At 61.2% G+C, this 23,326-nt stretch carries 23 protein-coding genes and 1 pseudogene; 11 read left to right on the plus strand and 13 right to left on the minus strand.

From position 1 onward, the window contains the following. Nucleotides 1-370 precede the first annotated feature (370 nt). Together FX982_RS18575 and FX982_RS18580 are read left to right on the plus strand one after the other, a co-directional pair. Nucleotides 371-928 carry an ATP-dependent Clp protease proteolytic subunit gene (locus FX982_RS18575; protein ID WP_122537224.1) on the plus strand — a complete coding sequence of 186 codons (558 nt, stop codon included), beginning with the start codon at nucleotides 371-373 and terminating at the stop codon, nucleotides 926-928. Between the two features lie 77 nt (nucleotides 929-1,005). Beyond that, nucleotides 1,006-1,170 (plus strand): hypothetical protein, encoded by a 165-nt coding sequence (locus FX982_RS18580; protein ID WP_163022133.1) that lies wholly within the window; start codon nucleotides 1,006-1,008, stop codon nucleotides 1,168-1,170. Nucleotides 1,171-1,289: 119 nt separating this feature from the next. On the opposite strand, the gene FX982_RS18585 is transcribed toward FX982_RS18580, so the two are convergent. From FX982_RS18585 to FX982_RS18615, 8 genes and pseudogenes are all read right to left on the minus strand, one after another. After that, nucleotides 1,290-1,472 (minus strand): general stress protein, encoded by a 183-nt coding sequence (locus tag FX982_RS18585; RefSeq protein ID WP_122537223.1) that lies wholly within the window; start codon nucleotides 1,470-1,472, stop codon nucleotides 1,290-1,292. A gap of 129 nt (nucleotides 1,473-1,601) precedes the next feature. Further along, nucleotides 1,602-2,333 carry an endonuclease/exonuclease/phosphatase family protein gene (locus tag FX982_RS18590; protein WP_438826337.1) on the minus strand — a complete coding sequence of 244 codons (732 nt, stop codon included), beginning with the start codon at nucleotides 2,331-2,333 and terminating at the stop codon, nucleotides 1,602-1,604. Nucleotides 2,334-2,584: 251 nt separating this feature from the next. Next, the gene (locus tag FX982_RS18595) at nucleotides 2,585-3,811 is read right to left on the minus strand and encodes an MFS transporter (RefSeq protein WP_172611977.1); all 1,227 of its coding nucleotides are present in this window, start codon (nucleotides 3,809-3,811) and stop codon (nucleotides 2,585-2,587) included. A 320-nt stretch (nucleotides 3,812-4,131) separates the two neighbouring features. Next, nucleotides 4,132-5,718 (minus strand): ABC-F family ATPase, encoded by a 1,587-nt coding sequence (locus FX982_RS18600; RefSeq protein ID WP_122537220.1) that lies wholly within the window; start codon nucleotides 5,716-5,718, stop codon nucleotides 4,132-4,134. A 332-nt stretch (nucleotides 5,719-6,050) separates the two neighbouring features. After that, on the minus strand, nucleotides 6,051-6,581 hold the full coding sequence (locus FX982_RS18605; protein WP_172611978.1) for a GAF domain-containing protein: 531 nt from the start codon (nucleotides 6,579-6,581) through the stop codon (nucleotides 6,051-6,053). Between the two features lie 150 nt (nucleotides 6,582-6,731). Continuing rightward, nucleotides 6,732-7,334 carry a methyl-accepting chemotaxis protein gene (locus FX982_RS24895; RefSeq protein ID WP_420793102.1) on the minus strand — a complete coding sequence of 201 codons (603 nt, stop codon included), beginning with the start codon at nucleotides 7,332-7,334 and terminating at the stop codon, nucleotides 6,732-6,734. Then, nucleotides 7,314-8,066 (minus strand): annotated as a pseudogene (locus FX982_RS24900) (PAS domain-containing protein); the annotation flags it as partial. The gene FX982_RS24895 and the pseudogene FX982_RS24900, both read right to left, overlap by 21 nt. Nucleotides 8,067-8,274: 208 nt before the next feature. After that, complete coding sequence (locus FX982_RS18615; protein ID WP_172611980.1) at nucleotides 8,275-8,643, minus strand: NUDIX hydrolase; 369 nt, start codon at nucleotides 8,641-8,643, stop codon at nucleotides 8,275-8,277. A 583-nt stretch (nucleotides 8,644-9,226) separates the two neighbouring features. Between FX982_RS18615 and FX982_RS18620 the strand changes: the two genes are divergently transcribed. From FX982_RS18620 to FX982_RS18655, 8 genes are all read left to right on the plus strand, one after another. Next, a complete protein-coding gene (locus FX982_RS18620; RefSeq protein ID WP_172611981.1) occupies nucleotides 9,227-10,075 on the plus strand; it encodes a transporter substrate-binding domain-containing protein in 849 nt (282 codons plus the stop codon). Nucleotides 10,076-10,150: 75 nt separating this feature from the next. Next, on the plus strand, nucleotides 10,151-10,813 hold the full coding sequence (locus FX982_RS18625; protein WP_122537215.1) for an amino acid ABC transporter permease: 663 nt from the start codon (nucleotides 10,151-10,153) through the stop codon (nucleotides 10,811-10,813). A 12-nt stretch (nucleotides 10,814-10,825) separates the two neighbouring features. After that, nucleotides 10,826-11,488: an amino acid ABC transporter permease gene (locus FX982_RS18630; protein ID WP_172611982.1), complete on the plus strand. Its 663-nt coding sequence runs from the start codon at nucleotides 10,826-10,828 to the stop codon at nucleotides 11,486-11,488. Further along, nucleotides 11,485-12,276, plus strand: a complete 792-nt coding sequence (locus FX982_RS18635) for an amino acid ABC transporter ATP-binding protein (RefSeq protein WP_108119374.1) — start codon at nucleotides 11,485-11,487, stop codon at nucleotides 12,274-12,276. Before FX982_RS18630 ends, FX982_RS18635 begins: the two co-directional genes overlap by 4 nt. 24 nt (nucleotides 12,277-12,300) lie before the next feature. Beyond that, nucleotides 12,301-12,687, plus strand: coding sequence for a RidA family protein (locus FX982_RS18640; RefSeq protein WP_172611983.1), 387 nt, complete (start codon nucleotides 12,301-12,303; stop codon nucleotides 12,685-12,687). A 110-nt stretch (nucleotides 12,688-12,797) separates the two neighbouring features. Beyond that, nucleotides 12,798-13,559 (plus strand): IclR family transcriptional regulator, encoded by a 762-nt coding sequence (locus FX982_RS18645; protein ID WP_172611984.1) that lies wholly within the window; start codon nucleotides 12,798-12,800, stop codon nucleotides 13,557-13,559. Nucleotides 13,560-13,604: 45 nt separating this feature from the next. Then, on the plus strand, nucleotides 13,605-14,810 hold the full coding sequence (locus FX982_RS18650) for an amino acid deaminase (protein WP_172611985.1): 1,206 nt from the start codon (nucleotides 13,605-13,607) through the stop codon (nucleotides 14,808-14,810). A gap of 12 nt (nucleotides 14,811-14,822) precedes the next feature. Next, entirely contained in the window at nucleotides 14,823-15,764 is a 942-nt protein-coding gene (locus tag FX982_RS18655) for a sugar kinase (RefSeq protein ID WP_172611986.1), read from the plus strand. Between the two features lie 225 nt (nucleotides 15,765-15,989). Here FX982_RS18655 and FX982_RS18660 read toward each other — a convergent pair whose 3' ends face one another. Continuing rightward, nucleotides 15,990-16,265: a peptidylprolyl isomerase gene (locus FX982_RS18660; RefSeq protein WP_037009819.1), complete on the minus strand. Its 276-nt coding sequence runs from the start codon at nucleotides 16,263-16,265 to the stop codon at nucleotides 15,990-15,992. Nucleotides 16,266-16,476: 211 nt separating this feature from the next. On the opposite strand from FX982_RS18660, the gene FX982_RS18665 reads away from it, so the two are divergent. Then, nucleotides 16,477-17,643 carry a PilT/PilU family type 4a pilus ATPase gene (locus FX982_RS18665; RefSeq protein ID WP_172611987.1) on the plus strand — a complete coding sequence of 389 codons (1,167 nt, stop codon included), beginning with the start codon at nucleotides 16,477-16,479 and terminating at the stop codon, nucleotides 17,641-17,643. A gap of 189 nt (nucleotides 17,644-17,832) precedes the next feature. Here FX982_RS18665 and FX982_RS18670 read toward each other — a convergent pair whose 3' ends face one another. The 4 genes from FX982_RS18670 to FX982_RS18685 form a co-directional block, all read right to left on the minus strand. Then, the gene (locus tag FX982_RS18670) at nucleotides 17,833-18,603 is read right to left on the minus strand and encodes a 3-hydroxybutyrate dehydrogenase (protein WP_172611988.1); all 771 of its coding nucleotides are present in this window, start codon (nucleotides 18,601-18,603) and stop codon (nucleotides 17,833-17,835) included. A 10-nt stretch (nucleotides 18,604-18,613) separates the two neighbouring features. Then, the gene (locus FX982_RS18675) at nucleotides 18,614-20,005 is read right to left on the minus strand and encodes a GntP family permease (protein ID WP_172611989.1); all 1,392 of its coding nucleotides are present in this window, start codon (nucleotides 20,003-20,005) and stop codon (nucleotides 18,614-18,616) included. A gap of 257 nt (nucleotides 20,006-20,262) precedes the next feature. Continuing rightward, entirely contained in the window at nucleotides 20,263-21,678 is a 1,416-nt protein-coding gene (locus FX982_RS18680; RefSeq protein WP_172611990.1) for a sigma-54 interaction domain-containing protein, read from the minus strand. Nucleotides 21,679-21,741: 63 nt separating this feature from the next. Further along, nucleotides 21,742-23,325 carry an ABC transporter ATP-binding protein gene (locus tag FX982_RS18685; RefSeq protein WP_172611991.1) on the minus strand — a complete coding sequence of 528 codons (1,584 nt, stop codon included), beginning with the start codon at nucleotides 23,323-23,325 and terminating at the stop codon, nucleotides 21,742-21,744. Nucleotide 23,326 lies beyond the last annotated feature (1 nt).

Here is a 23,326-nt window from a genome sequence, read left to right on the forward strand (position 1 = left end):
TTCACGACCCTCATCGAGCACGATGAAACCGGCGAAGCTTCTTTACTGACTGTTGTTTGCCGCAGGGGTTCTTGGTCATGGGCGGTGTCTTACTTTCACATGCCCGGCGAGCGGCTATCCTCAGCCCATGCAACTTTAGCCACGCGTGCGAATTTCAACATTTCAGATAAATACGTCGAGGGCACAGATTTGAAGGTTGCCCAGAGCCTGTATTTGCGGAGTGGCGTCCGACGTCTTCCCGGCTGAAGCCGGTCCTACGAAGGCGCCGGGGTTCTTGGTTGGACCGGCTTCAGCCGAGAAGAGGCCCGAATATCCACCATTCATCTTCAGCGGCGCCAGGTTTCAGGGTGACTGCACAGCGAGGCCGCCGATGAGCGAGCACATCATTCATTTCCACTGCGGGGTCGATCAGGCCAGCACCGAGCATTTTCGTGATCGCTGCCTCGAAGCCCTCGGCAAGGGCGCGACCGGGTTGCTGCTGAATCTGTCGACCGCCGGCGGCAGCACCGCGCTGGGATTCACCCTGTACAACTTCCTGAAGTCCCTGAAAGTGCCGATCCGCGCACTGAACAGCGGCAACATCGAATCCATGGGCATCGTCATCTACCTGGCGGCTCAAGAGCGGATCGTCTGCCCCCACTCGCGTTTTCTGATCCATCCCATGAGCTGGTACTTCAACCAGAGCTCGGTGGATCACTCACGCATGCGCGAATACCTGCGCAGCCTGGACAACGACCTGCAGCGCTACGTGAATATTTACGAAAGCGAGACCGTGAGCGCCGTGCACCCGCTGGACATCGGGCGCTGCCTGTCGGCGGAGGAGAAAGTGATCCGTGCCGAAGATTCGCTGGCCTGCGGCATTGCCCACCGTGTCGAGCAACTTCAGTTTGCCGAGGATGCCGTGCACTGGACCGTCAGCGCCAGCTAAGCTCAATCCATTGAACCGGGCTGCTCTTGAGCCCTCTGATTCTAGTGTTGGCCCTATTGAAACGAGAGGTAACAGCCATGCAATCCCATACGCCTGATGCTGCACCCGTCCCCCCGCGCCCCGCCCCTCAGCCGGGTGACGAAGAAACAGGATTCGACGCCGACCTGGATCCGGGCAATGAAGATCCCGGTTCCCAGTTTGATCGGGACGCAACGGTGCCGCTGATCAATCCGGATAAATGAGGGGGAGGGTATCGCTGGCAATGTGCGCCTGCCATGAGGCGCACGTCGCTTGTTTAACCGCTGATCAAACAAAAGAGCGAGAGCCTAGGCCCTCGCTCGCTTGACTCACCTGCACGCCACTACGACTTGCCGCCTGAGCCGCCTTTCTTGCCAGTGCCGCTTGCGCCTGCACCCGATTCTCTTTTCATATCGCTTCCGGCATTGCCACTGCCTGAAGCCTGTCCGCCTTTCTTGCCGGCTTCGGACGCTTTTTCTTTATCGTTCGCAAAATTGCCAGGGTTCGACTTTCCGGTGTTAGCCATGATCGCAGACCTCTTGTTATTGAGATGGCGAAGCCTGTGCCTCGCCTTAAATGTGAGGGGTCGTTCACGCAATGGTTTAACCCAAAGGTCCACTTGCAGACCAACGGCGGCGGTGATGAACGGCCGTTGCTACATATGCACTTCCACCGCCAGCGGCAGGTGATCGGACAAATGCGTCCACGGCCGCGTGCCGAGAATTTTCGGATGGTGGCTGGTGGCGTTGCGCAGGTAAATGCGGTCCAGGCGCAGCATCGGGAAGCGCGCCGGGTAGGTCTTGGCCAACCGCCCCTGACTGCGCTCGAAGGCCTCGTGCAGGTAGCCGCAGCGCTGAAGACGCTTGTTGCCCTGCAACTGCCAGTCGTTGAAGTCACCGGCAATGACCACCGGAGCGTCTTCGGGCAATGAGTCGAGCAGGTCGCACAGCAGATTCAGCTGCAACTGGCGGTGGCTTTCCAGCAGGCTGAGGTGCACGCAGATCGCGTGGACTTCCGCATGCCCTGGCACCTGCAGCACACAGTGCAACAAGCCACGACGTTCCGGCCCGGTGATCGATATGTCCAGGTTGCGGTAATGCAGGATCGGGTATTTGGACAACAACGCGTTGCCGTGATGGCCGTCAGGGTAGACCGCGTTGCGGCCATAGGCGAAGTCCGTCCACATGCTGTCGGCGAGAAACTCGTAGTGCGGCGTGTCGGGCCAGTCTTCGTACTTGGCGGCGTGGCGGTCGTGGCCGCCGAGGACTTCCTGCAGAAACACCAGGTCGGCACCGGTGCTGCGCACGGCTTCACGCAACTCCGGCAGGATGAAACGCCGGTTCAGTGCGGTGAAGCCCTTGTGGGTGTTCACGGTCAGCACGCGCAGTTTGTGGACTTCGCGAAACGTGGCCGGGTCCGGAGGGGTTGCGTTCGAGCCAGCGGGATCGGGGGTCACGCCCTCACTCCTGTTCGGGGGATGTGCTATTCCGACCGGGACGCGAGGCGGCAGTTCAGCTTTTAGGTGGGACGGGCTGTGGCCGGGGGATTTCAACAGCGAGTGAGCGCTGTTGCAGAGTCGCCGGCCTCTTCCCTCTGTAGGACCGGCTTCAGCCGGGAAGCTTTGAGACGCTGCGCTCGCTACACCCGCGTGTCGACCGGCGCCCTGCGCGACAGCACCACTGCCAGCGTCAACGCCGCCACCGACAACAACGCCGCGAAGAAGAAAATCCAGCCATAACCTATGCCCAAAGCCACCGCACCCATCAGCGGGCCGGCAATGGCCAGGGCCAAGTCGAAGAACACCGCATAGGCACTGAGCCCGGCACCGCGACTGCTGTTGGGCACTTGCTTGATGGCTTCGACGCCCAGCGCCGGATAGACCAGCGACAAACCAAAACCGGTCAGCCCCGCGCCGATCAGGGCGAAGGTGGTGTCGGGTGCCAGCCACAACAGCAACAGCCCCAGGGTTTCCACCGAGATGCAGACGATCGCCGAGCGAAAGCCGCCGAAGCGGTTGATCGCATTGATGAACAGCAACCGCGCCAGGATGAAGCAGACGCCGAACACGGTCAGGCACCAGGCCGCCCCTTCCCAGCCGCGGGCCACATAGAACAACGTGATGAAGGTTGTCAGCGTGCCGTAGCCGATGGAGGACAGGGTCAGGCTCAAGCCAAACGGCGCCACTCGACCAAACACCGAGAAGAACGGCATACGCTCGCCTCGCACCACCGGGATCGCCGGTTTCTTGCGGATCAACAGCAGCGCCCCGGCTGCCAGTAAAAACAGCACCACGCCCAGGCTTGCAAACCCCAGCGCGCCGACCATCACCACCCCCAGCGGTGCGCCAATCGCAATGGCGCCGTAGGACGCGATGCCGTTCCACGAGATCGAGCGGGCGGTGTGCTCCGAACCGACCTGGCCGATGCACCAGCTGATGGTGCCGACGCCGATCAAGCCTTGGGACGCACCGAGGAACAGGCGGGCGATGATCAGGATGGTCAGACTGACTCCGGCGAAACGCTCCAGCAGGATTGCCGCCAATGTCAGCACGCCGCTCAACGCGATGCCGGACAGCCCGTACACGATGGCGCGCTTGGTGCCGATGGTGTCGCAGATGCGTCCGGCCACCGGACGGCTCAGCAGCGTCGCGAGGTACTGCGCGCCGATCACCAGCCCCGCGACCACCGCGCTGAAGCCCAACTGGTTGTGCACGTAGCCGGGCATCACTGCGATGGGCAAACCGATGCACAGGAAGGCGATGAAGGTATAGATGACGATGGAGACGATTTGCAGCGTGATCGCCATCGAACTGGCGTCGCTGACAGGCGTGTTGGCAGGCGTATCGGGCGGCAGGGCGGCAGACATGGGGACTCTTCGCTGGAGCGGTGGGAGTGCCGCATCATCGCCCGTGGTGTCAGGAAATGAAAGCTGGCTAACGGTTTTTATCCGGGATCAGATGGCGCCCGGAGTTGCCCCTTCCCGGCTGAAGCCGGTCCCACTCACTCACCGCCTAATTCCAATGGGACTGGCTTTAGCCGGGAAAGCGTCGGATGTCACACCGCAAAATTGGGGGCGCCTGGTCTGGCGTCTTTTCGGCCAAAGCCGTTCCCACTGTCACAAAAAAGCCCCGTCACTGTGGACGGGGCTCCTTGTTTCCGCATCACTCTGTCAGCTCAGAGCCCTGATCAGAATGCAACGCCCTGGCTGCGCAGGTAATCGTCGTAGGTGCCGCTGAAGTCGGTCACGCCACTTGGGCTCAGCTCGATGATGCGAGTGGCCAGGGACGATACGAACTCGCGGTCGTGGCTGACGAAGATCAGCGTGCCCGGGTAGTTCTCCAGCGCCAGGTTCAGCGCCTCGATCGACTCCATGTCCAGGTGGTTGGTCGGTTCGTCCATGATCAGCACGTTCGGCTTCTGCAGGATCAGCTTGCCGAACAGCATGCGCCCTTGCTCACCACCGGAAATGACTTTGACCGATTTCAGGATCTCGTCGTTGGAAAACAGCATGCGGCCCAGGGTGCCACGAATGACCTGCTCACCTTGAGTCCATTGCCCCATCCAGTCGAACAGGGTGACATCGTCTTCGAAGTCGTGGGCGTGGTCCTGGGCGTAGTAACCCAGCTCTGCCGCATCGGTCCACTTGATGGTGCCGGCGTCCGGGGTCAGTTCATTGACCAGGGTGCGCAGCAGGGTGGTTTTACCGATACCGTTCGGGCCGATGATCGCAACGCGCTCGCCCGCTTCAACCTGGAAGCTGAAGTTCTTGAACAGCGGCTTGCCGTCGAAGCCTTTGGCCATCTGGTCAATGATGACCGCCTGACGGTGCAGCTTCTTGTTCTGATCAAAGCGGATGAACGGGCTCACGCGGCTCGAAGGCTTGACCTCGGCCAGCTGAATCTTGTCGATCGCCTTGGCGCGGGAAGTGGCCTGCTTGGCTTTGGAGGCGTTGGCCGAAAAGCGGCTGACGAACGACTGCAGCTCGGAAATCTGGGCTTTCTTCTTGGCGTTGTCCGACAGCAACTGCTCGCGGGACTGGGTCGCCACGGTCATGTACTCGTCGTAGTTGCCCGGGAACAGGCGCAGCTCGCCGTAATCCAGGTCAGCCATGTGGGTGCACACGCTGTTGAGGAAGTGACGGTCGTGGGAAATGATGATCATCAGGCTGGAGCGCTGGGTCAGGATGTTTTCCAGCCAGCGAATGGTGTTGATGTCCAGGTGGTTGGTCGGCTCGTCGAGCAACAGCACTTCAGGATCGGAGAACAGCGCCTGGGCCAGCAAGACGCGCAGCTTCCAGCCAGGGGAGACCTCGCTCATCGGGCCGAAGTGCTGCTCGATGCCGATGCCCAGTCCGAGCAACAGCTCGCCGGCACGGGACTCGGCGGTGTAGCCGTCCATTTCAGCGAATTCGGTTTCCAGCTCAGCCACGGCCATGCCGTCTTCTTCGGTCATCTCCGGCAGCGAGTAAATGCGATCGCGCTCGGCCTTGACCTTCCACAGCTCTTCGTGACCCATGATCACGGTGTCGATGACGGTGAAGTCTTCGTAGGCGAACTGGTCCTGGCGCAATTTACCCAGACGCACGTTCGGCTCGAGCATCACCTGGCCGCCGGACGGCTCCAGATCGCCGCCGAGGATCTTCATGAAGGTGGACTTGCCACAGCCATTGGCGCCGATGAGGCCGTAGCGATTGCCACCGCCGAATTTGACCGAAACGTTCTCGAACAGCGGCTTGGCGCCAAACTGCATGGTGATGTTAGCTGTGGAAATCAATTGCTTATCCTGGATTGTTTACAAAGGGCTGACTGGCGATGGCCTTCGACGCCTGGTGGCGATTGCTCGTGATCCAACCAGCAGCCTGCACGTCACCGGTGACGGGGACATGACCTGATGAAGATGGGTGAACGGGAGCAGCGTCCGATACGGCTTCAGCGGGTGACCGACATGCATCGGCCACGCTTGCTGTGCGCCGGAAGACGGAAAGGTCTGGCCGCGCGCCGCGACCCCACGAAAGGCTCAAGCAGCGCAGGCTAATTCAAGGCGCGGCAGTGTAACACCGTCTTGGTTTTCCACCTACCGCCGCTCGCCCGGTGAGCATCACCTGATCAGGCGTGCTCGACCTGTGTCCTGACTTTGTTCACCGTTGAGTGATGGGAGAACACGATGCAGCCGATGAGACGGGAGAACAGACCCAGTGTCTCGACGAGGTCCGGGTTGTCGAAAGAGCTGGCTCTGGAATCAAGCAGGCACAGCGCCCCGAACAGCTGGCCGTCCGGCAGGCTGATCGGCACGCCGATATAGCTTTCGATGGCGTATTTCTTGACCACCGGGCGACCTGCATAGCGCTCGCTGCTGCTGATGCTGGGGATGATCAGCGCCTGCGGGTTTTCGATCAGCTCGTTGCACAGGGTCGTTTCCAGCTCCAGGACTTCGCCCTCCTGGATACCGATGTGAATCTCGTCATAGACCGCGCAGGCGACCCATTCGGAGTCGGTGAACTTGGCGATGCCCGCAAAGCGCATGCCGGTCAGCCGGGTCACCAGCTTGAGGATGTTTGTGGTCGCTTCAACCTCGGCAATCGCCGAACGCTCTGCAATGGTCAGTAAATCCGGGCAGAGCAGGGAATCCAAAGCCATTGTCGGCTCCATGTCAACGTGGGGTGGCATACCGGATGGGGCCACATCTGTCGCGCAGATTAGCATTTTGTAGGGCAAGCGTATCTCCCGCTCAGCGCGCTGCGACCATTTGCCATGGGGCCCCCGGGCACGAGGCGAGGGCCGCCGACGTCAGAGCTGGTGGCTAAATCGCTGTACCGCCCCTACGACCTGCCGCGCCCCTTCCTGAATTTCCACGATCACGCTACCGGCCTGGTTCGCCAGCGACAGGCCCTGTTCGGCCTGAGCCCGCGTGCTGCCCATGTCCTTGACCACCTCATCCACCAGTTTCTGGTTTTGCTGCACCACCGCGACGATCTCCTCGGTGGCCGTGCTGGTGCGCCCGGCCAGCTGACGCACTTCATCAGCCACAACGGCAAAGCCACGGCCTTGTTCACCGGCCCGGGCTGCTTCGATGGCGGCATTGAGGGCAAGGAGGTTGGTCTGTTGGGCGATGCCGCCGATGGTTTGCACGATGGTGCTGATCAGCAATGACTGTTTGCCCAGGGCTTCCATGCCGTGGGAGGCGGAGAGCATCTGATCGGCGATTCCGTTCATGGTTTCGACCGTGTTGTTGATCACCGCTGCCCCGCGCTGTGCCGAGACGTCAGTGCGCTGGGAAATCTCGAAGGCAGTGCCAGCCGCGACGTTGATCTCCGCCTCGCGGTGGACTTGATCCGTGATCACAGTGGCAAATTTGACTACCTTATAAAGCTCGCCCTGGGTGTCGTGCACCGGGTTGTAGGTCGCTTCGAGCCAAACCTCTTCGCCCCGGCTGTTGATGCGCTTGAAGCGGTCGGCGACGAACTCTCCGTTGTTCAGGCGTTTCCAGAAGGTTTTGTACTCATCGGTGCCGGCAAACTTCGGGTCGCAGAACAGGCTGTGGTGTTTGCCGAGGATCTGATCCTGGCTATAGCCCATTTCCTTGAGAAAGGATTGGTTGGCTTTAAGCACGTGACCGCCAAGGTCGAACTCAATGACTGCTGTCGAGCGCAGCAGGGCATTGATGAACGACTCGTTTTCCCGCGCCTTGTTGATTTCGGTGGTGACATTGGTTGCCAGGCATTTGAGGGCGACGAGGCGACCTTGCTCATCTTTCAACGGCGACCACGTGGCGTGAATCCAGATCAGCGAACCGCTTTTGCTGACGAAGCGGTAGTCGTCGGTCACTGCCGTGCCGCTGGTCGCTGCCGCCCTGAAGTTGCGAAAGCATGGCATGGTCGCCACATAGGAAGGGACGAACGCGGCCATGGGGTGGCCCACCAGTTCATCGTGGGAGTAACCGATGGCTGCGCAGAACTTGCTGTTCGCGTCCGTGATGCGCAGGTCAGAATCTACTGTCAGCGACAGCATCTCCTGCATGAGGGCGTCATGGAAATTTTTGAGCGTGACCAGCTCCGAGCTCAGAGTGGTCACCTGCTTTTTGATCTTGGAATTAAACATCTGCCGCTCCGTGAATAGGCCCATGACTTGATGTCGGCGTTTGGATCCCGAAATTAAGTCCGACCGTCAGAATTCTTTATAGATCACGTCGCGCAGAAAGAAGGGCAAATCGAGGAATTCTGGACAAGAAAAAGCCCGCGATGGGGGGTGCGGGCTTAAAGTCAGTCTTGGAGGAGCAATTGAAGATTACCGCCCCCGATGTGAAAAACCTGTGAACGCCTCTCAACAACACTTAATAAATAGCGTTGGTCAAAAACGCCTTCACGATCGACTTCGCTGACGGCCTGACTTTCTGGCCGCCCAACTCCTCAGTGGTAAACCATTTGCAGTCGGCGATTTCATTGTGTGGTGCGGGAGTGGCGATCATCGTCACTGAGACTTCGAAGACGTGATGCATCACCGTGCCGCCCTCAAACCGGCTGATGTACGCCAGGTCTTCCAGGATCAGCCCGGTTTCTTCACGTAGCTCGCGTGCCGCAGCTTGCGCAGGCGACTCGTCGGCCTCGACCTTGCCACCCGGCAGATTCCAGCGAGATTTGGGTTTGCGCACGTAGAGAATCTGGTTGTCTCTGCGGCAGATGACTGTGGCTCGTTCTTTCATTGGCGTTCCTCCACCCTACAACTCGTAAAAGCGCCTGCCGTCCGTGCATGTTCATACGGTTGTCACAAAACTTTCATAAATACGTTTGAAGCAGTAACGGTGCCAATGTTCCCTTGACCCCAGATAAATCGGCCGGTCATAGGAAAACCATAGCTTGTATGGGTGGAGTTTCGGAGTAACCGGCCCAACGGCGTGTCGCGTCGCCTTGGGCGGCGTCCCGGATTGATCCAAAGTGCCACTACTGAGTTGATGCGGTGCTTAGGGTTGCTTTCAGGGGAATCGTGCCCTTGGCACGATGAACGGTTACGCGATGTAAACCGTAATGCGCGCTCTTGGCGCAGGGTGCCCGTTGATGGGGCCCAATTCTCAATCCGTGGGGTGATCCGTAGCGCTGAATCCTGTTGGCACGCGTGCGGCTTCATCCCGTAGACACCTGCCTCAAAGCCCATGTACCTGAAAATACCGGAATTTTTTGCGCCTTCTTTTACTGCCGGACTCTGTGGCACACTTTCTGCTGTCTATTCCGGTGTGGCACACAGTGTTCCGCTATAGCGGAATAAACATAACCGGCGGAGTTTCTCTCATGCGGCGCGGATCCCTTTCTTTGAAAGCTTGTGCATTGGCCTTGGTAACGGCAGCGACGTTTGCAACGACGGCTTACGCTGCTGACAGCAAGCTCGACAGCGTTCTGCAACGTGGCCATTTGATCGTGGGCACTGGGAGCACCAATGCGCCCTGGCACTTCCAGGGTGCAGACGGCAAGTTGCAGGGTTTTGATATCGACATCGGGCGCATCGTCGCCAAGGGCCTGTTCAACGACCCGAGCAAGGTCGAGTTCGTCGTGCAGTCCTCGGACGCGCGGATTCCGAACTTGCTCACCGACAAAGTCGACATGAGCTGCCAGTTCATCACCGTCACCGCCAGCCGTGCCCAGCAGGTGGCGTTCACGCTGCCTTACTACCGCGAAGGCGTTGCGCTGCTCCTGCCGACCAACAGCAAGTACAAGGAGATCGACGACCTGAAAGGCGCCGGCGACGGCGTCACTGTGGCGGTGCTGCAGAACGTCTACGCCGAAGAGCTGGTGCATCAGGCGCTGCCCAAGGCGAAAGTCGACCAGTACGACAGCGTCGATCTGATGTACCAGGCCATCAACTCCGGTCGTGCCGATGCGGCCGCCACCGATCAGTCATCGGTGAAATACCTGATGGTGCAGAACCCGGGTCGTTATCGTTCGCCTGCGTTTGCCTGGAGCCCGCAAACCTACGCGTGCGCCGTCAAACGTGGCGATCAGGACTGGCTGAACTTCGTCAACACCGCGCTCCATGAAGCCATGACCGGGGTTGAATTCCCGATGTATGCCGAGTCGTTCAAGAAGTGGTTCGGCGTGGACCTGCCGACCCCTGCGATCGGTTTCCCGATGGAATACAAATAACCCGCGCCGCGCGCGTCGCTCACTGAAGGGGGCGAGGGCGGCCGTGGTGCCGTCCCGCCCCAGGTACTGCTGACCATGAATTATCAGCTGAATTTTGCAGCAGTCTGGCGGGATTTCCCCAGTCTGCTGGCAGGGCTGGGGCTCGGCCTGGAACTGGCCCTGATCTCCATCGCCATCGGTTGCGTCATCGGCATGCTGGCCGCGTTCGCGATGCTGTCCCGCTACCGCGCCCTGCGTATCGTGGCGTCGATTTACGTCACCGTGGTGCGCAACACGCCGATTCTGGTGCTGATCCTGCTCATCTACTTCGCCTTGCCAGGGCTTGGCATTCGTCTGGACAAGATCCCGTCGTTCATCATCACCCTGTCGCTGTATGCAGGGGCGTACCTGACCGAAGTGTTCCGCGCAGGTCTGTTGAGCATTCACAAGGGCCAGCGCGAAGCAGGGCTGGCGATCGGCCTCGGCGAATGGCAGGTGCGTGCGTACATCGTCGTTCCGGTCATGTTGCGCAACGTGCTGCCGGCGCTGTCGAACAACTTCATCTCGCTGTTCAAGGACACGTCGCTGGCCGCCGCCATCGCGGTGCCGGAACTGACCTATTACGCGCGCAAGATCAACGTCGAGAGCTACCGGGTGATTGAAACCTGGCTGGTGACCACGGCGCTGTACGTCGCGGCCTGTTACCTCATCGCCATGCTGCTGCGTTACCTCGAGCAGCGCCTGGCGATTCGCCGCTAGGAGGCCCGCACCATGTACGAACAACCCAGTTGGTTGCATGAATTGTGGACTGCCCGGGAAGCGCTGTGGGCGGGGTTTCTCACCAGCGTGCAGTGCGCCGGCCTTGCGATCGTGTTCGGCACGGTGATCGGCGTGTTTGCCGGGCTGATCCTGACCTACGGCAAATGGTGGGCACGCCTGCCGTTTCGCGCCTACGTCGACCTGATCCGCGGCACCCCCGTGTTTGTTTTGGTGCTGGCCTGCTTCTATATGGCGCCGGCGCTGGGCTGGCAGATCGGCGCGTTCCAGGCCGGTGCGCTGGGGCTGACGCTTTTTTGCGGTTCTCACGTCGCCGAGATCGTGCGCGGTGCCTTGCAGGCCATCCCGCGCGGGCAGCTGGAAGCCGGCAAGGCCATCGGCCTGACGTTTCCCCAGTCCCTCAGTTATGTGCTGTTGCCTCAAGCGCTGCGGCAGATATTGCCGACCTGGGTCAATTCGTCGACGGAGATCGTCAAGGCCTCGACGTTGCTCTCGGTGATCGGCGTGGCCGAGCTGCTGCTCAGCACCCAGCAGGTCATCGCGCGCAACTTCATGACCCTCGAGTTTTACCTGTTCGCCGGCTTTCTCTTCTTCGTCATCAACTACGCCATCGAGCTTCTTGGGCGGCAAATCGAAAAACGGGTGGCCTTGCCATGACACAGACTCAAACCGCACCTGCCGCCCCGGCTCTGTTGAGCATCGAAGGGCTGCACAAATCCTATGGCCCGGTTGAAGTCCTCAAGGGCGTCGACCTGAAGATGAACAAGGGCAACGTGGTCACCTTGATCGGCTCCAGCGGCTCGGGCAAGACTACGCTGCTGCGTTGCGTCAACTTGCTGGAAGAGTTTCAGGGCGGGCACATTCGTCTCGAAGGCCAGGACATTGGCTACAGCGACGTCAGTGGCAAGCGCGTGCGTCATCCGGAAAAGCTCATCGCCCAGCACCGGGCGATGACCGGCATGGCGTTTCAGCAGTTCAACCTGTTCCCGCACCTGACCGCGCTGCAGAACGTCACCCTCGGCTTGCTCAAAGTGAAGAAGCTGCCCAAGGATCAGGCCATCGCGCTGGCCGAAAAGTGGCTGGAGCGCGTCGGCCTGCTGGAGCGGCGCAATCACTTTCCCGGCCAGCTGTCCGGCGGCCAGCAGCAGCGCGTGGCGATTGCCCGCGCCATTGCCATGAACCCGAGCCTGATGCTGTTCGACGAGGTCACGTCCGCGCTGGACCCCGAGCTGGTCGGTGAGGTGCTCAGCGTGATCAAGGGCCTGGCCGAAGAGGGCATGACCATGTTGCTGGTGACCCACGAGATGCGCTTCGCCTACGAGGTGTCCGATCAGATCGTCTTCATGAACCAGGGGCGCATCGAAGAACAGGGCCCGCCCAAGGCATTATTCGAACAACCCAAGTCAGCGCGTCTGGCTGAATTCCTCAAGAACATTCGTTTTTAAGACGCTCAATCAAAGGAGATTTTCATGAGCATTACTCGTTACGGTGCCGGCAGTACCGCAGGTGGCGGTCAGCCACGTCCTTTCGCCCGCGCCGTTGAAGCCGATGGCTGGCTGCATGTGTCGGGTCAGGTTCCGGCCGAAAACGGTGAGATCATCAACGGCGGGATCGTCGAGCAGACCCACAAGACCATGCAGAACCTGGTAGCGATCCTGACCGAAGCCGGCTATGGCCTGGAAGACGTCGTGCGCGTCGGCGTGTGGCTGGAAGACCCGCGTGATTTCTGGAGCTTCAACAAGGTCTTCGGCGAGTACTTTTCCCCGGAACACGCCCCGGCCCGCGCCTGTGTACAGGCCAACATGATGGTCGACTGCAAGGTTGAGATCGATTGCATTGCCTATAAGCGCAAGTGAGGCGAGCGGTAAGCTTTAAGCTGCAAGCTGCAAGTCGATACAGCGGTGATCGAACGCTTGCCGCTTGAAGCTTGCCGCTTGAAACTTCCTTATGGCCTGGAGCCGCTCTTATGACCGAAGACATCAAACGCCGGGCCCGTGGTTTAGACCGAGCGTTCGATATTCTCGATTTTCTCAAGGAAACCGGCACGCCGATGCGGCCCAACGAGATCGCCAGCGGCATCGGCAGCCCGAAATCGACGGTGTATGAGCTGGTCAGTTCGCTGCTGGAGCGGCGCATCCTCGAAACCGTCGGCAAGGACGGCCACGTGTACCTGGGCCGGCAGCTGTACTTCCTCGGGCAGGCGCATCTGCGTCATTTCGACTTCACCCGCGAGGCCGAAGTCAGCCTGGGTGAGATCGTCGAGCAGACCCGGGAAACCGCCCAGATGTGCCTGCTCAATGGCCGCAAATACACCGTCGCGCTGATGAAAGAAGGCGCGCGGCATTTTCGTATTTCTTCGGACATCGGCGAGGACGCGCCGATTCCGTGGACGGCCTCGGGGCGCCTGCTGCTCGGGCACCTCACCGATCAGGCGATCATCGACCTGATCGACGACGAGGATTTCATCCTTCCAGATGGCAAGCGCCTGCCCATCGAGACGTTTCTCGCCGAGATCCGCAAGGCCCACGACGAAGGCTTCTTTTCCTTCGACAGCATCGCCGACACCTTCACCCACTGCTTCGCCGCGCCGGTGCGGGACAAGCAGGGCATCTGCATCGCAACCCTGTGCATTGTCGCCCCGCGCGCCGATGCCACTGCCCATTACGATCATTACCGGCGCGTGTTGATCGACAGCGCCAACGGCCTGGCTCGGCGCGTCATCGAATAGCGTCGGCCTTACGTACACTCGAACAAAAAATTCAGGAGAACAGAGATGAGCATTGCCGCGATTGAAAAAGGCGCCACGCAACCCGGCGATCACCTGGTGCGCGATGTCAGCCTGCCCGCGCTGGTGATCCACGACACGGCGCTGGAGCACAACCTGCGCTGGATGCAGAAGTTCGTCAGCGACAGCGGCGCCGAGCTCGCGCCCCACGGCAAGACCAGCATGGTCCCGGCGTTGTTTCTGCGGCAGTTGCAGCACGGCGCGTGGGGCATGACCCTGGCGACTGCCGTGCAGACCCGCGCGGCTTACGCCCACGGCGTGCGTCGGGTGCTGATGGCCAATCAACTGGTCGGCGCGCCGAACATGGCAATCATCGCCGAGATGCTCACTGACTCCATGTTCGACTTTCACTGCATGGTCGATCACCCGGACAACGTCAAGGCGCTGGGCGAGTTCTTCGCCGCCAAGGGCCTGAACCTGAATGTGATGATCGAGTACGGCGTGGTCGGTGGACGTTGCGGTTGCCGCAGCGAAGCCGAGGTCATGGCCCTGGCCGACGCGATTGCTGCACAACCGGCGCTGAAGCTGACTGGCATCGAGGGCTACGAGGGCGTGATTCATGGCGACCAGGCGGTGAGCGGCATTCGTGCGTTCGCCACGTCGCTGGTGCGGCTGGCCGTGACCCTGCAAAACAAGGGCGCTTTCGCCCTGGATCGCCCGATCGTCACCGCCTCGGGTTCGGCCTGGTACGACCTGATCGCCGAAGAATTCGACAAACAGCAGGTGCGCGAGCGTTTCCTGAGCGTGTTGCGGCCCGGCAGTTACGTGGTCCACGACCACGGCATCTACAAAGACGCGCAGTGCTGCGTGCTCGACCGTCGCCACGACCTGAGCGAAGGTTTGCGTCCGGCGATGGAAGTCTGGGCCCACGTGCAATCGATGCCGGAGCCGGGCTTTGCGGTGATCGCCATGGGCAAGCGCGACGTGGCGTTCGATGCCGGCATGCCTAACCCCATCAAGCGTTATGCGCCAGGCGTGGTACCGGCGAGTGGCGAGGACGTCAGCGCTTGCACCGTCACAGCGGTAATGGACCAACACGCGTTCATGACCGTGGCGCCGGGCTGCGAGTTGAAGGTCGGCGATATCATTTCGTTCGGCACCTCGCACCCGTGCCTGACCTTCGACAAATGGCGCACGGGGTGCCTGGTGGGTGATGATCTGTGCGTCATCGAATCCTTCGATACCTGCTTCTGACAGGAGTCTGCGATGAGTGAAATGGTCAGTCACAGCTACCCGCGCGTCGCCTTGATCGGCGAATGCATGATCGAGTTGCAACAGCACGCCAACGGCACGCTCAAGCAGAGCTTCGGCGGCGACACGCTGAACACGGCGGTGTACCTGTCGCGCCTATTGGGTTCGGCGGCGCAGGTGGATTACGTCACGGCGCTGGGCGACGACAGTTTCAGCGACGCCATGTGCCAGGTCTGGACCGATGAGGGCATTGGTCTGAGTCGGGTACAGCGTCTGCCGGGGCGGCTGCCGGGTCTGTATTGCATTCAGACCGATGCCAGCGGCGAGCGGCGTTTCCTGTATTGGCGCAACGAGGCGGCGGTGCGCGAATGCTTCACCACGCCAGCGGCCGAGCCGGTGCTGGCCGCGCTGCCGGATTACGACGTGCTGTATTTCAGCGGCATCACCCTGGCGGTGCTGGGTGAAACGGGCAGGGCGCGGCTGCTCTCGACCCTCGGCGATGCCCGCGACCGTGGCGCCCGGGTGGTGTTTGACAACAACTACCGGCCGCGCTTGTGGCGCAGCGTCGAGCAGGCGCGCCAGGCTTATCGCGCGGTGATGCACGAAGTGGACCTGGCGTTGTTGACCGAGGAGGACGAGCAGGCACTGTTCGATTACAGCGACGGCGAGCAGATTCTACAGACCTATCGGGCCATGGGCGTCAGCGAGGTGGTGGTCAAGCGCGGCGCGCAGAGCTGTCTTGTGAGTGTCGATGATCGGCGTTATGAGGTGCCTGCGCATACCGTGCAGAAAGTCATCGACACCACGGCGGCGGGGGATTCGTTCAGCGCGGCGTATCTGGCTCGGCGTCTGCGCGGCGGCAGTCCAAAAGATGCGGCCGACGCCGGGCATCAGTTGGCGAGCCTGGTGATTCAGCACCCGGGGGCGTTGATCCCGAGGAGTGTGATGCCAGTTTGAGCGGGGCCGAGAACTCTGCGTAGGACCGGCTTTAGCCGGGAAGGCGTCGCGCGTCACACCGCGAAATCGAGGGTGCGCATTCGGGCCTCTTCCCGGCTGAAGCCGGTCCCACTAAAGAATCGCGCGCGTTCAGTGGCACTGGCTGAAGGAATGCGGACCCCTTTAGGACCGGCTTTAGCCGGGAAGGGGTCAATATGGCCACCACACAAATCAAGCTACAGCCCGTCAATCCCGATAGAACACCTGCACCAGGTGATACCCGAACTTGCTTTTGACCGGCCCGTGCACGGTCCGCAGCGGCTTTTTGAAGATCACCTGATCGATCGCGCCGACCATCTGGCCCGGGCGCACCTCACCCAAATCGCCGCCGCGCTTGCCGCTCGGGCAGGTCGAATACTTCTTCGCCAGCACGTCAAAGGCCTCGCCTTTGGCAATGCGCTGCTTCAGTTGCTCGGCTTCTTCAGCGGTCTTGACCAGAATATGGCGGGCTTGGGCTTTCATGATGGTCCGGACGTCTCGATAAAAAAGCCGCGCATTATGCCTTTGCTGCGCGATTTCGGGTAATTTCCCACACCTTGGCCGGACGAACGTGTAAATCGGCACTGAGACACGCCCGACCCGGCCAGTCAAACAGCCCGAACGTTGAAACCGGCCGAAGGTCGACACACTGTAGGCCTGCAGTCTCCTCAAACCTCTTGTGCGGTGTTGCCTTATGGATTTTCCGGCGTTGTTGAAGGTGCTTGCCACCCAGGATGGATCGGACCTTTATCTGTCCACGGGCGCGCCCCCCTGCGCCAAGTTCAACGGCGTGCTCAAGCCGCTGGGCACGGAAGCGCTCAAGCCCGGTGACGTCGCAGTGATTGCCAACAGCATCATGGACGCCGAGCAGCGCGTGGATTTCGAACGCGAGCTGGAAATGAACCTGGCCTTTTCCCTGTCTGGTGTCGGGCGTTTCCGGATCAACATCTTCAAGCAGCGCAACGAAGTGTCGATCGTGGCGCGCAACATCAAGCTCGACATCCCCAAATTCGAAGACCTGCATCTGCCGCCGATCCTGCTCGACGTGATCATGGAGAAGCACGGTCTGGTGCTGTTCGTTGGCGCCACCGGTTCAGGTAAGTCCACCTCGCTGGCGGCTTTGATCGATCATCGCAATCGCCACGCCAGCGGCCACATCATCACCATCGAAGACCCGGTGGAGTTCATCCATAAGCACAAGCGATCGATCATCAATCAGCGCGAAGTGGGCGTCGACACCCGGAGCTTTCACGCGGCCCTGAAGAACACCCTGCGTCAGGCGCCGGACGTGATTCTGATCGGCGAGATCCGCGACCGCGAGACCATGGAACACGCCTTGGCGTTTGCCGACACCGGCCACCTGGCGATCTCAACGCTGCACGCCAACAACGCCAACCAGGCGCTGGACCGCATCATCAATTTCTTCCCCGAAGAGCGCCGCCCGCAGTTGCTGCATGATCTGGGCAACAACCTCAAGGCGTTCGTCTCCCAGCGGCTGGTCAAGACCACCGACGGCAAGCGCCGCGCGGCCGTGGAGGTGATGCTCGGCACGCCGACCATTCGCGACCTGATCCACCGCAATGAGCTGACCGAGCTCAAGGGCATCATGGAGAAGTCCACCAACCTCGGCATGCAGACCTTCGACAACGCGCTGTATGACTTGGCGGTGGAGGGTGCGATCACCGAAGACGAGGCCTTGAAGAACGCCGACTCGGCCAACAACGTGCGCCTGCGCTTGAAATTGCACAGCGAGGACGGGCCGTCGACCATCGCTACGGCGCCGCGCGCGCCCCAGCCGGCCGCGCAGGTGGACGTCAAAGATTGGGGGCTGGTGGACGAGCGGGACGAGCCGGGGAGTTGAGGTTTCCGAGGCGATGATTTGCGGTGTCATCACCGACGCCTTCCCGGCTAAAGCCGGTTCCACAAATGTCCGCGTACCATGGTGGGACCGGCTTTAGCCGGGAAGAGGCCGGTTTGAGCACCACACATTTTTGAGGTGTAGCGACAGACGTTTACCCGGCTAAAGCCGGTCCTACTGGCCTTGCCCCGTCTATCGCGCCAACCATCCGCCGTCGATATTCCACGCCGCGCCACGCACCTGTGCCCCGGCTTCGCTGCACAGAAACAGGGTGAGTTCCCCTAGCTGCGAAGGCGTCACGAATTCCAGCGACGGCTGCTTCTCCGCCAGCAGGTCGTGCTTGGCCTGCTCCACATCACCCGTCTGCGCAGCCCGATCATCGATCTGCTTCTGGACAAGCGGCGTCAGCACCCACCCGGGGCAGATGGCGTTGCAGGTGACATTGCTGGCGACCGTCTCCAGGCCGACCACCTTGGTTAGACCAATGACGCCATGCTTGGCCGCCACGTAGGCCGCCTTGCCCGTCGAACCCACCAGGCCATGGACCGACGCAATGTTCACGATGCGCCCCCAGCCCTTGGCACGCATGCCCGGCAGGCACAACCGTGTGCTGTGGAACACCGACGACAGGTTGATGGCAATGATCTTGTCCCAGCTCTCGACGGGGAAGTCCTCCACCGCGTCGACGTGCTGAATCCCCGCGTTGTTGACCAGAATGTCGACGCCGCCGAATTCACGTTCGGCGTAGGCAATCATGTCGGCGATCTGCGCCACATCACTGACGTCCGCGGGGTGATGACCGACCTTGCCGCCATATTGCTTGACCTGCTCGATCACCGCCGATGCATCGCCGAAACCGTTGAGCAGCAGATTTGCACCGGCCTTGGCCAGTGTCATCGCGATGCCCAGGCCGATGCCGCTGGTGGAGCCGGTGACCAGTGCGGTTTTGCCTTGCAGACTCATGTTCAATTCCTCATACAATGCCGGTTGCATAGAAAACCCCGATCACCACAAACACCGCCAGGGTCTTGATGATCGTGATGCCGAAGATGTCCTTGTAGGCCTCGCGGTGGGTCAGGCCGGTGACCGCCAGCAAGGTGATGACCGCGCCGTTGTGCGGCAGCGTGTCCATTCCGCCGCTGGCCATGGCCGCGACCCGGTGCAACACTTCCAGCGGGATGTTCGCCGCATGGGCCGCCGCGATGAAGCTGTCGGACATCGCTGCCAGGGCAATGCTCATGCCTCCGGACGCCGATCCGGTGATGCCGGCCAGCAAGGTCACGGTAATCGCTTCGTTGACCAGCGGATTGGGAATGCTTTTCAGCCCGTCCGCCAGCACCAGAAATCCGGGCAACGAAGCAATCACAGCGCCAAAACCGTATTCCGACGCGGTGTTCATCGCCGCCAGCAGGGCACCGCTGACCGCACCTTTGCTACCCTCGGCCAGCTTCGATTTCACCGTGCGGAAGGCAAACAGCAGCACGAAGAGAATGCCCACCAGCAACGCCGCCTCCACGGCCCAGATCGCGGTGATCTTGGCGATGTCGGTCTGCACCGGCGTCGCCATACCCGCCAGCGCGAGGGTGTGGGTCTTGCCGTACCACTGGGGAATCCACTGGGTGAACAGCAGGTTCATGATCCCGACCAGCAACAGCGGCGCCAACGCGATCCACGGGTTGGGCAGGGCGATATCGTCCGGAGTGTCCGGCTCGTTGCGCAGTTCGGTGCCATAACCTTCGCCGGCACGCTGGGCCCGGTTGCGCTGGCGCTGCAGAAACAGCATGCCGACGCTGAACACGAACGCCGTGCCGATCAGCCCCAGCCACGGCGCCGCCCACGCCGTGGTGTTGAAGAAAGTTGAGGGGATGATGTTCTGGATCTGCGGTGTGCCGGGCAGGGCGTCCATGGTGAACGAGAATGCGCCCAGGGCAATGGTCGCCGGAATCAGGCGCTTGGGAATGTTGCTCTGGCGGAACATCTCCGCGGCGAACGGGTAGACCGCAAACACGACCACGAACAGCGACACGCCGCCGTAGGTCAGCAGCGCGCAGACCAGCACGATCACCAGCATCGCCTGGCGGGTGCCAAGCAAGCGAATGGCAGCCGCCACGATGGAGCGCGAGAAGCCCGACAGCTCAATCAGCTTGCCGAACACGGCACCCAGCAGAAACACCGGAAAGTAGAGTTTGACGAAGCCGACCATCTTGTCCATGAACACGCCGGTGAAGGCGGGCGCCACGGCTGATGGGTCGGTGAGCAGCACGGCGCCGAGGGCCGCGATGGGGGCAAAGAGGATAACGCTGTAACCCCGGTAGGCAGCCAGCATCAGCAGCGTAAGCGCCGCTAAAGCGATGATCACACTCATCGAGTGTCTCCTGTTGTTTTTATTTTGGGTGCGGCGAGGCCGCGCAACAGGAGGTATAGCCAGTTTCATGCCATTACGCTAACTGGCTGATTTTTAACGATTTATTTTGATGGCGTGAGCATCACGCGGCTGATCTGTCCAGAAAATGAGACCACTCCTGTGCAAGCGGGCGTATGCCAAGTCAGTTGCCCTGCCTCGCAACCGCTCTGGATCGGGATACCTGAGGCTGATTCCAGATTCGTAGACGGACAGTCTCTCTATTGAGACTCGGCGATCCCCAATGCCGCCATCTTCTTGTACAGCGTCGAACGCCCCAGCCCCAATTGCCGGGCCGCGAGAATCACGTTACCCGCGCACTGCGCCAGCTTCGCCTGAATCAGTTCCCGGTCGAAATGCTGCCGAGCCTCGCTGTAGGTCTGATCATTGGATGCCAAGGGGCCGGTTGCCGGCGGGCTGGTCACCGGCACCAGCGTGCCGATGGCCGCGCGGATGTCGCCGGGATTGAGCTGCAGATCGTCGCTGAGCAATGCCGCACGTTCGAGCACGTTGCGCAGCTCGCGAATGTTGCCCGGCCAGGCATGCTGTGCGAGGGCGGCCATGGCTGCCGGCGCCAGTTCGTGCTGGCTGCGCAGGTCCTCGAGAATCGCTTCGGTCAACGCCGGAATATCATCCAGACGCTCGCGCAACGGCGGCACCTGGATGGGCAACACGCTCAACCGGTAATACAGGTCAGCACGAAACTCGCCACGCTTGATCGCGGCTTCGAGATCCGTGGAGGTTGCGGCGATCAGGCGGACATCGCTTTTGATCATCTCGTTGGAGCCTACGGGCTCGTATTCCTTTTCCTGCAGTACGCGCAGCAGCTTGCTCTGCAACGGCAGGGGCATGTCGCCGATCTCATCAAGAAACAGCGTGCCGCCCTCGGCCAGGTGCAATTTGCCCTGGCGCCCCTTACGGTCGGCGCCGGTGAATGCGCCAGGGGCGGTGCCAAAGAACTCCGCCTCAAGCAACGCTTCGGGGATCGCTGCGCTGTTGATGCTGATGAAGGGTTTGTGGGCGCGGGACGAACTGTTGTGCACCGCGTGGGCGAGCAGCTCTTTGCCGGTACCGGTCTCACCCAGCAGCAGCACCGGGGAATCGGTGCTGGCGCTACGCCGTGCCCGGCGTTTGACTTCCAGGCTGGCGGCACTGGTGCCGATGAAGTGGGCAAAGCTGTATTTGGCCTGGCGTGCGCGCAGCAGCGAGCGGGTCGAGGCCAGCTCCTGCTGCATGCTCGCATAGCGCTTGAGCAGCGGCGACAAGGCCTGCAGCTCATCGAACAGCGCGAAACCGATGGCGCCGATCACCGCGCCGCCGTCGTCGTGGATTGGCAGGCGCATGACCACCAGTGGGTCCTTCGCCGTGTCCATCATGTCCAGCAGAATAGGTTGGCCGTTGCTCGCCACCTGCCGCAGCAGGCTGCCGGGAATCACCTGCTCACAGGGCTGACCCACCGCTCGGCCCGGGTCTTCGAGGCCAAAGCGGCGTGCGTAACGCTCGTTGATCCAGACGATGCGGGCGTCCCGGTCGACGATGACCGTGCCTTCGCTGGACTGCTCAATGATCTCGAAGAGCGAACGGATCGCCAGTCGCCGAACGCGTCGGTAGTCCTTCAGGCTCTCACTGTCTTTCATGAGCGGTTCCATCCATCCTGTTCCTCGGCATCTGGCCGCACAGACTACAGATTCAAAATGGCTTCAGTTGAAACCGGGGTGCGCCGCCGCCAGCAATTCCCGGGTGTAGGGATGCTGTGGCGCATCGAACACGTCGTGGCTCGCACCGCGCTCGACCACCTTGCCGTCCTTGACCACGATCAGGTCATGGGCCAGCGCCTTGACCACGGCCAGGTCGTGGCTGATGAATAGATAAGTCAGGCCATGACGTTCCTGCAACTGACGCAACAACGCGACGACCTGTTTCTGCACGGTGCGATCCAGCGCAGAGGTCGGTTCGTCGAGCAATATCAAGGCAGGTTTGAGCACAAGGGCGCGGGCAATGGCGATACGTTGACGCTGGCCACCGGAAAATTCGTGGGGATAGCGGTGCCGGCTCGACGGGTTGATGCCGACTTCCTCCAGCGCGCGAATCACTTCGGCCTCACAGCTGGCCTTGTCCAGGTCGCTGTGAACTTCCAGGCCCTCGCTGATGATCTGTGCCACCGACATGCGCGGGCTGAGGCTGCCGTAAGGGTCCTGAAAAACCACCTGCATCTGCTTGCGCCATGGGCGCATCTGCTTCTGATTGAGGCTGTCCAGCGCATGACCCTTGAAGCGGATACTGCCACGGGACTCCAGCAAGCGCAGGATGGCCTGACCAAGTGTCGACTTGCCCGAGCCGGATTCGCCGACGATTCCCAGGGTTTTGCCGCGCTCGATGCTCAGGCTGATGTCGTCGACGGCTTTCAGGTATTCGCGGTGCCGGTTGAAAATCCCGCCCCCGAGGGAGAACCAGACCCGCAGGTTATCGACCTCCAGCACCTTCTCGCGGGTGTCACGGGGTAACGGCTCGCCCGCCGGTTCCGCGTCCAGCAGCAGACGGCTGTAAGGGTGTTGCGGGTTCTTGAACAACAGCTGGCAATTGGACTGCTCGACGATTTCCCCGGCGCGCATCACGCACACCCGCTGGGCGATGCTGTGCACCAGATTCAGGTCGTGGCTGATCAGCAGCAGCGACATGTTCAGCCGTTGCTGCAGCTGTTTGAGCAGCAGCAGGATCTTACGCTGCACCGTCACGTCCAGCGCCGTGGTGGGCTCATCGGCAATCAGCAGTTCCGGCTCGCAGGCGAGGGCCATGGCGATCATCACCCGCTGACGCTGGCCGCCGGATAACTCGTGGGGGTAGGCCTTCAGGCGCTTTTTCGGGTGTTGAATGCCGACCAGCTCCAGCAGCTCGATGATCCGCGCCTGGGCCGCCTTGCCCGTCAGGCCCTTGTGCAGCAGCAAGGTTTCGCCGATCTGCCGGGACACCGTGTGCAGCGGGTTCAAAGAGGTCATCGGCTCCTGAAAGATCATCGCGATCTGATTGCCGCGCAGCTCGCGCATGACATTGCCATCGGCGCCGAGCAGTTCCTTGCCGCGGTAGCGAATGCTGCCGGTGCTCAGTGTGCCGGCCTGGGGCAGCAGTTGAAGGATCGAGTGAGCAGTCACCGACTTGCCCGAGCCCGACTCGCCGACCAATGCCAGGCACTCGCCGGCCGGAATGTCCAGGCTCAGGTGCTTGACCACAGTATGGCCGTTGAACGACACCGAGAGGTCGCGGATTTCGATCAGGTTTTCGGACATG

The organism is Pseudomonas graminis, from assembly GCF_013201545.1.
Classification (GTDB): domain Bacteria; phylum Pseudomonadota; class Gammaproteobacteria; order Pseudomonadales; family Pseudomonadaceae; genus Aquipseudomonas.

Excerpts from the sequence above, each read along its gene's own strand:
- FX982_RS18680 (WP_172611990.1), bottom strand. The coding sequence starts at position 21,678 with ATGAAAGACAGTGAGAGCCTGAAGGACTACCGACGCGTTCGGCGACTG.
- FX982_RS18665 (WP_172611987.1), top strand. The coding sequence starts at position 16,477 with ATGGATTTTCCGGCGTTGTTGAAGGTGCTTGCCACCCAGGATGGATCG.
- FX982_RS18660 (WP_037009819.1), bottom strand. The coding sequence starts at position 16,265 with ATGAAAGCCCAAGCCCGCCATATTCTGGTCAAGACCGCTGAAGAAGCC.
- FX982_RS18635 (WP_108119374.1), top strand. The coding sequence starts at position 11,485 with ATGACACAGACTCAAACCGCACCTGCCGCCCCGGCTCTGTTGAGCATC.
- FX982_RS18655 (WP_172611986.1), top strand. The coding sequence starts at position 14,823 with ATGAGTGAAATGGTCAGTCACAGCTACCCGCGCGTCGCCTTGATCGGC.
- FX982_RS18585 (WP_122537223.1), bottom strand. The coding sequence starts at position 1,472 with ATGGCTAACACCGGAAAGTCGAACCCTGGCAATTTTGCGAACGATAAA.
- FX982_RS18595 (WP_172611977.1), bottom strand. The coding sequence starts at position 3,811 with ATGTCTGCCGCCCTGCCGCCCGATACGCCTGCCAACACGCCTGTCAGC.
- FX982_RS18625 (WP_122537215.1), top strand. The coding sequence starts at position 10,151 with ATGAATTATCAGCTGAATTTTGCAGCAGTCTGGCGGGATTTCCCCAGT.
- FX982_RS18580 (WP_163022133.1), top strand. The coding sequence starts at position 1,006 with ATGCAATCCCATACGCCTGATGCTGCACCCGTCCCCCCGCGCCCCGCC.
- FX982_RS18685 (WP_172611991.1), bottom strand. The coding sequence starts at position 23,325 with ATGTCCGAAAACCTGATCGAAATCCGCGACCTCTCGGTGTCGTTCAAC.
- FX982_RS18640 (WP_172611983.1), top strand. The coding sequence starts at position 12,301 with ATGAGCATTACTCGTTACGGTGCCGGCAGTACCGCAGGTGGCGGTCAG.
- FX982_RS18670 (WP_172611988.1), bottom strand. The coding sequence starts at position 18,603 with ATGAGTCTGCAAGGCAAAACCGCACTGGTCACCGGCTCCACCAGCGGC.
- FX982_RS18650 (WP_172611985.1), top strand. The coding sequence starts at position 13,605 with ATGAGCATTGCCGCGATTGAAAAAGGCGCCACGCAACCCGGCGATCAC.
- FX982_RS18645 (WP_172611984.1), top strand. The coding sequence starts at position 12,798 with ATGACCGAAGACATCAAACGCCGGGCCCGTGGTTTAGACCGAGCGTTC.
- FX982_RS18575 (WP_122537224.1), top strand. The coding sequence starts at position 371 with ATGAGCGAGCACATCATTCATTTCCACTGCGGGGTCGATCAGGCCAGC.
- FX982_RS18675 (WP_172611989.1), bottom strand. The coding sequence starts at position 20,005 with ATGAGTGTGATCATCGCTTTAGCGGCGCTTACGCTGCTGATGCTGGCT.
- FX982_RS18605 (WP_172611978.1), bottom strand. The coding sequence starts at position 6,581 with ATGGCTTTGGATTCCCTGCTCTGCCCGGATTTACTGACCATTGCAGAG.
- FX982_RS18615 (WP_172611980.1), bottom strand. The coding sequence starts at position 8,643 with ATGAAAGAACGAGCCACAGTCATCTGCCGCAGAGACAACCAGATTCTC.
- FX982_RS18630 (WP_172611982.1), top strand. The coding sequence starts at position 10,826 with ATGTACGAACAACCCAGTTGGTTGCATGAATTGTGGACTGCCCGGGAA.
- FX982_RS18620 (WP_172611981.1), top strand. The coding sequence starts at position 9,227 with ATGCGGCGCGGATCCCTTTCTTTGAAAGCTTGTGCATTGGCCTTGGTA.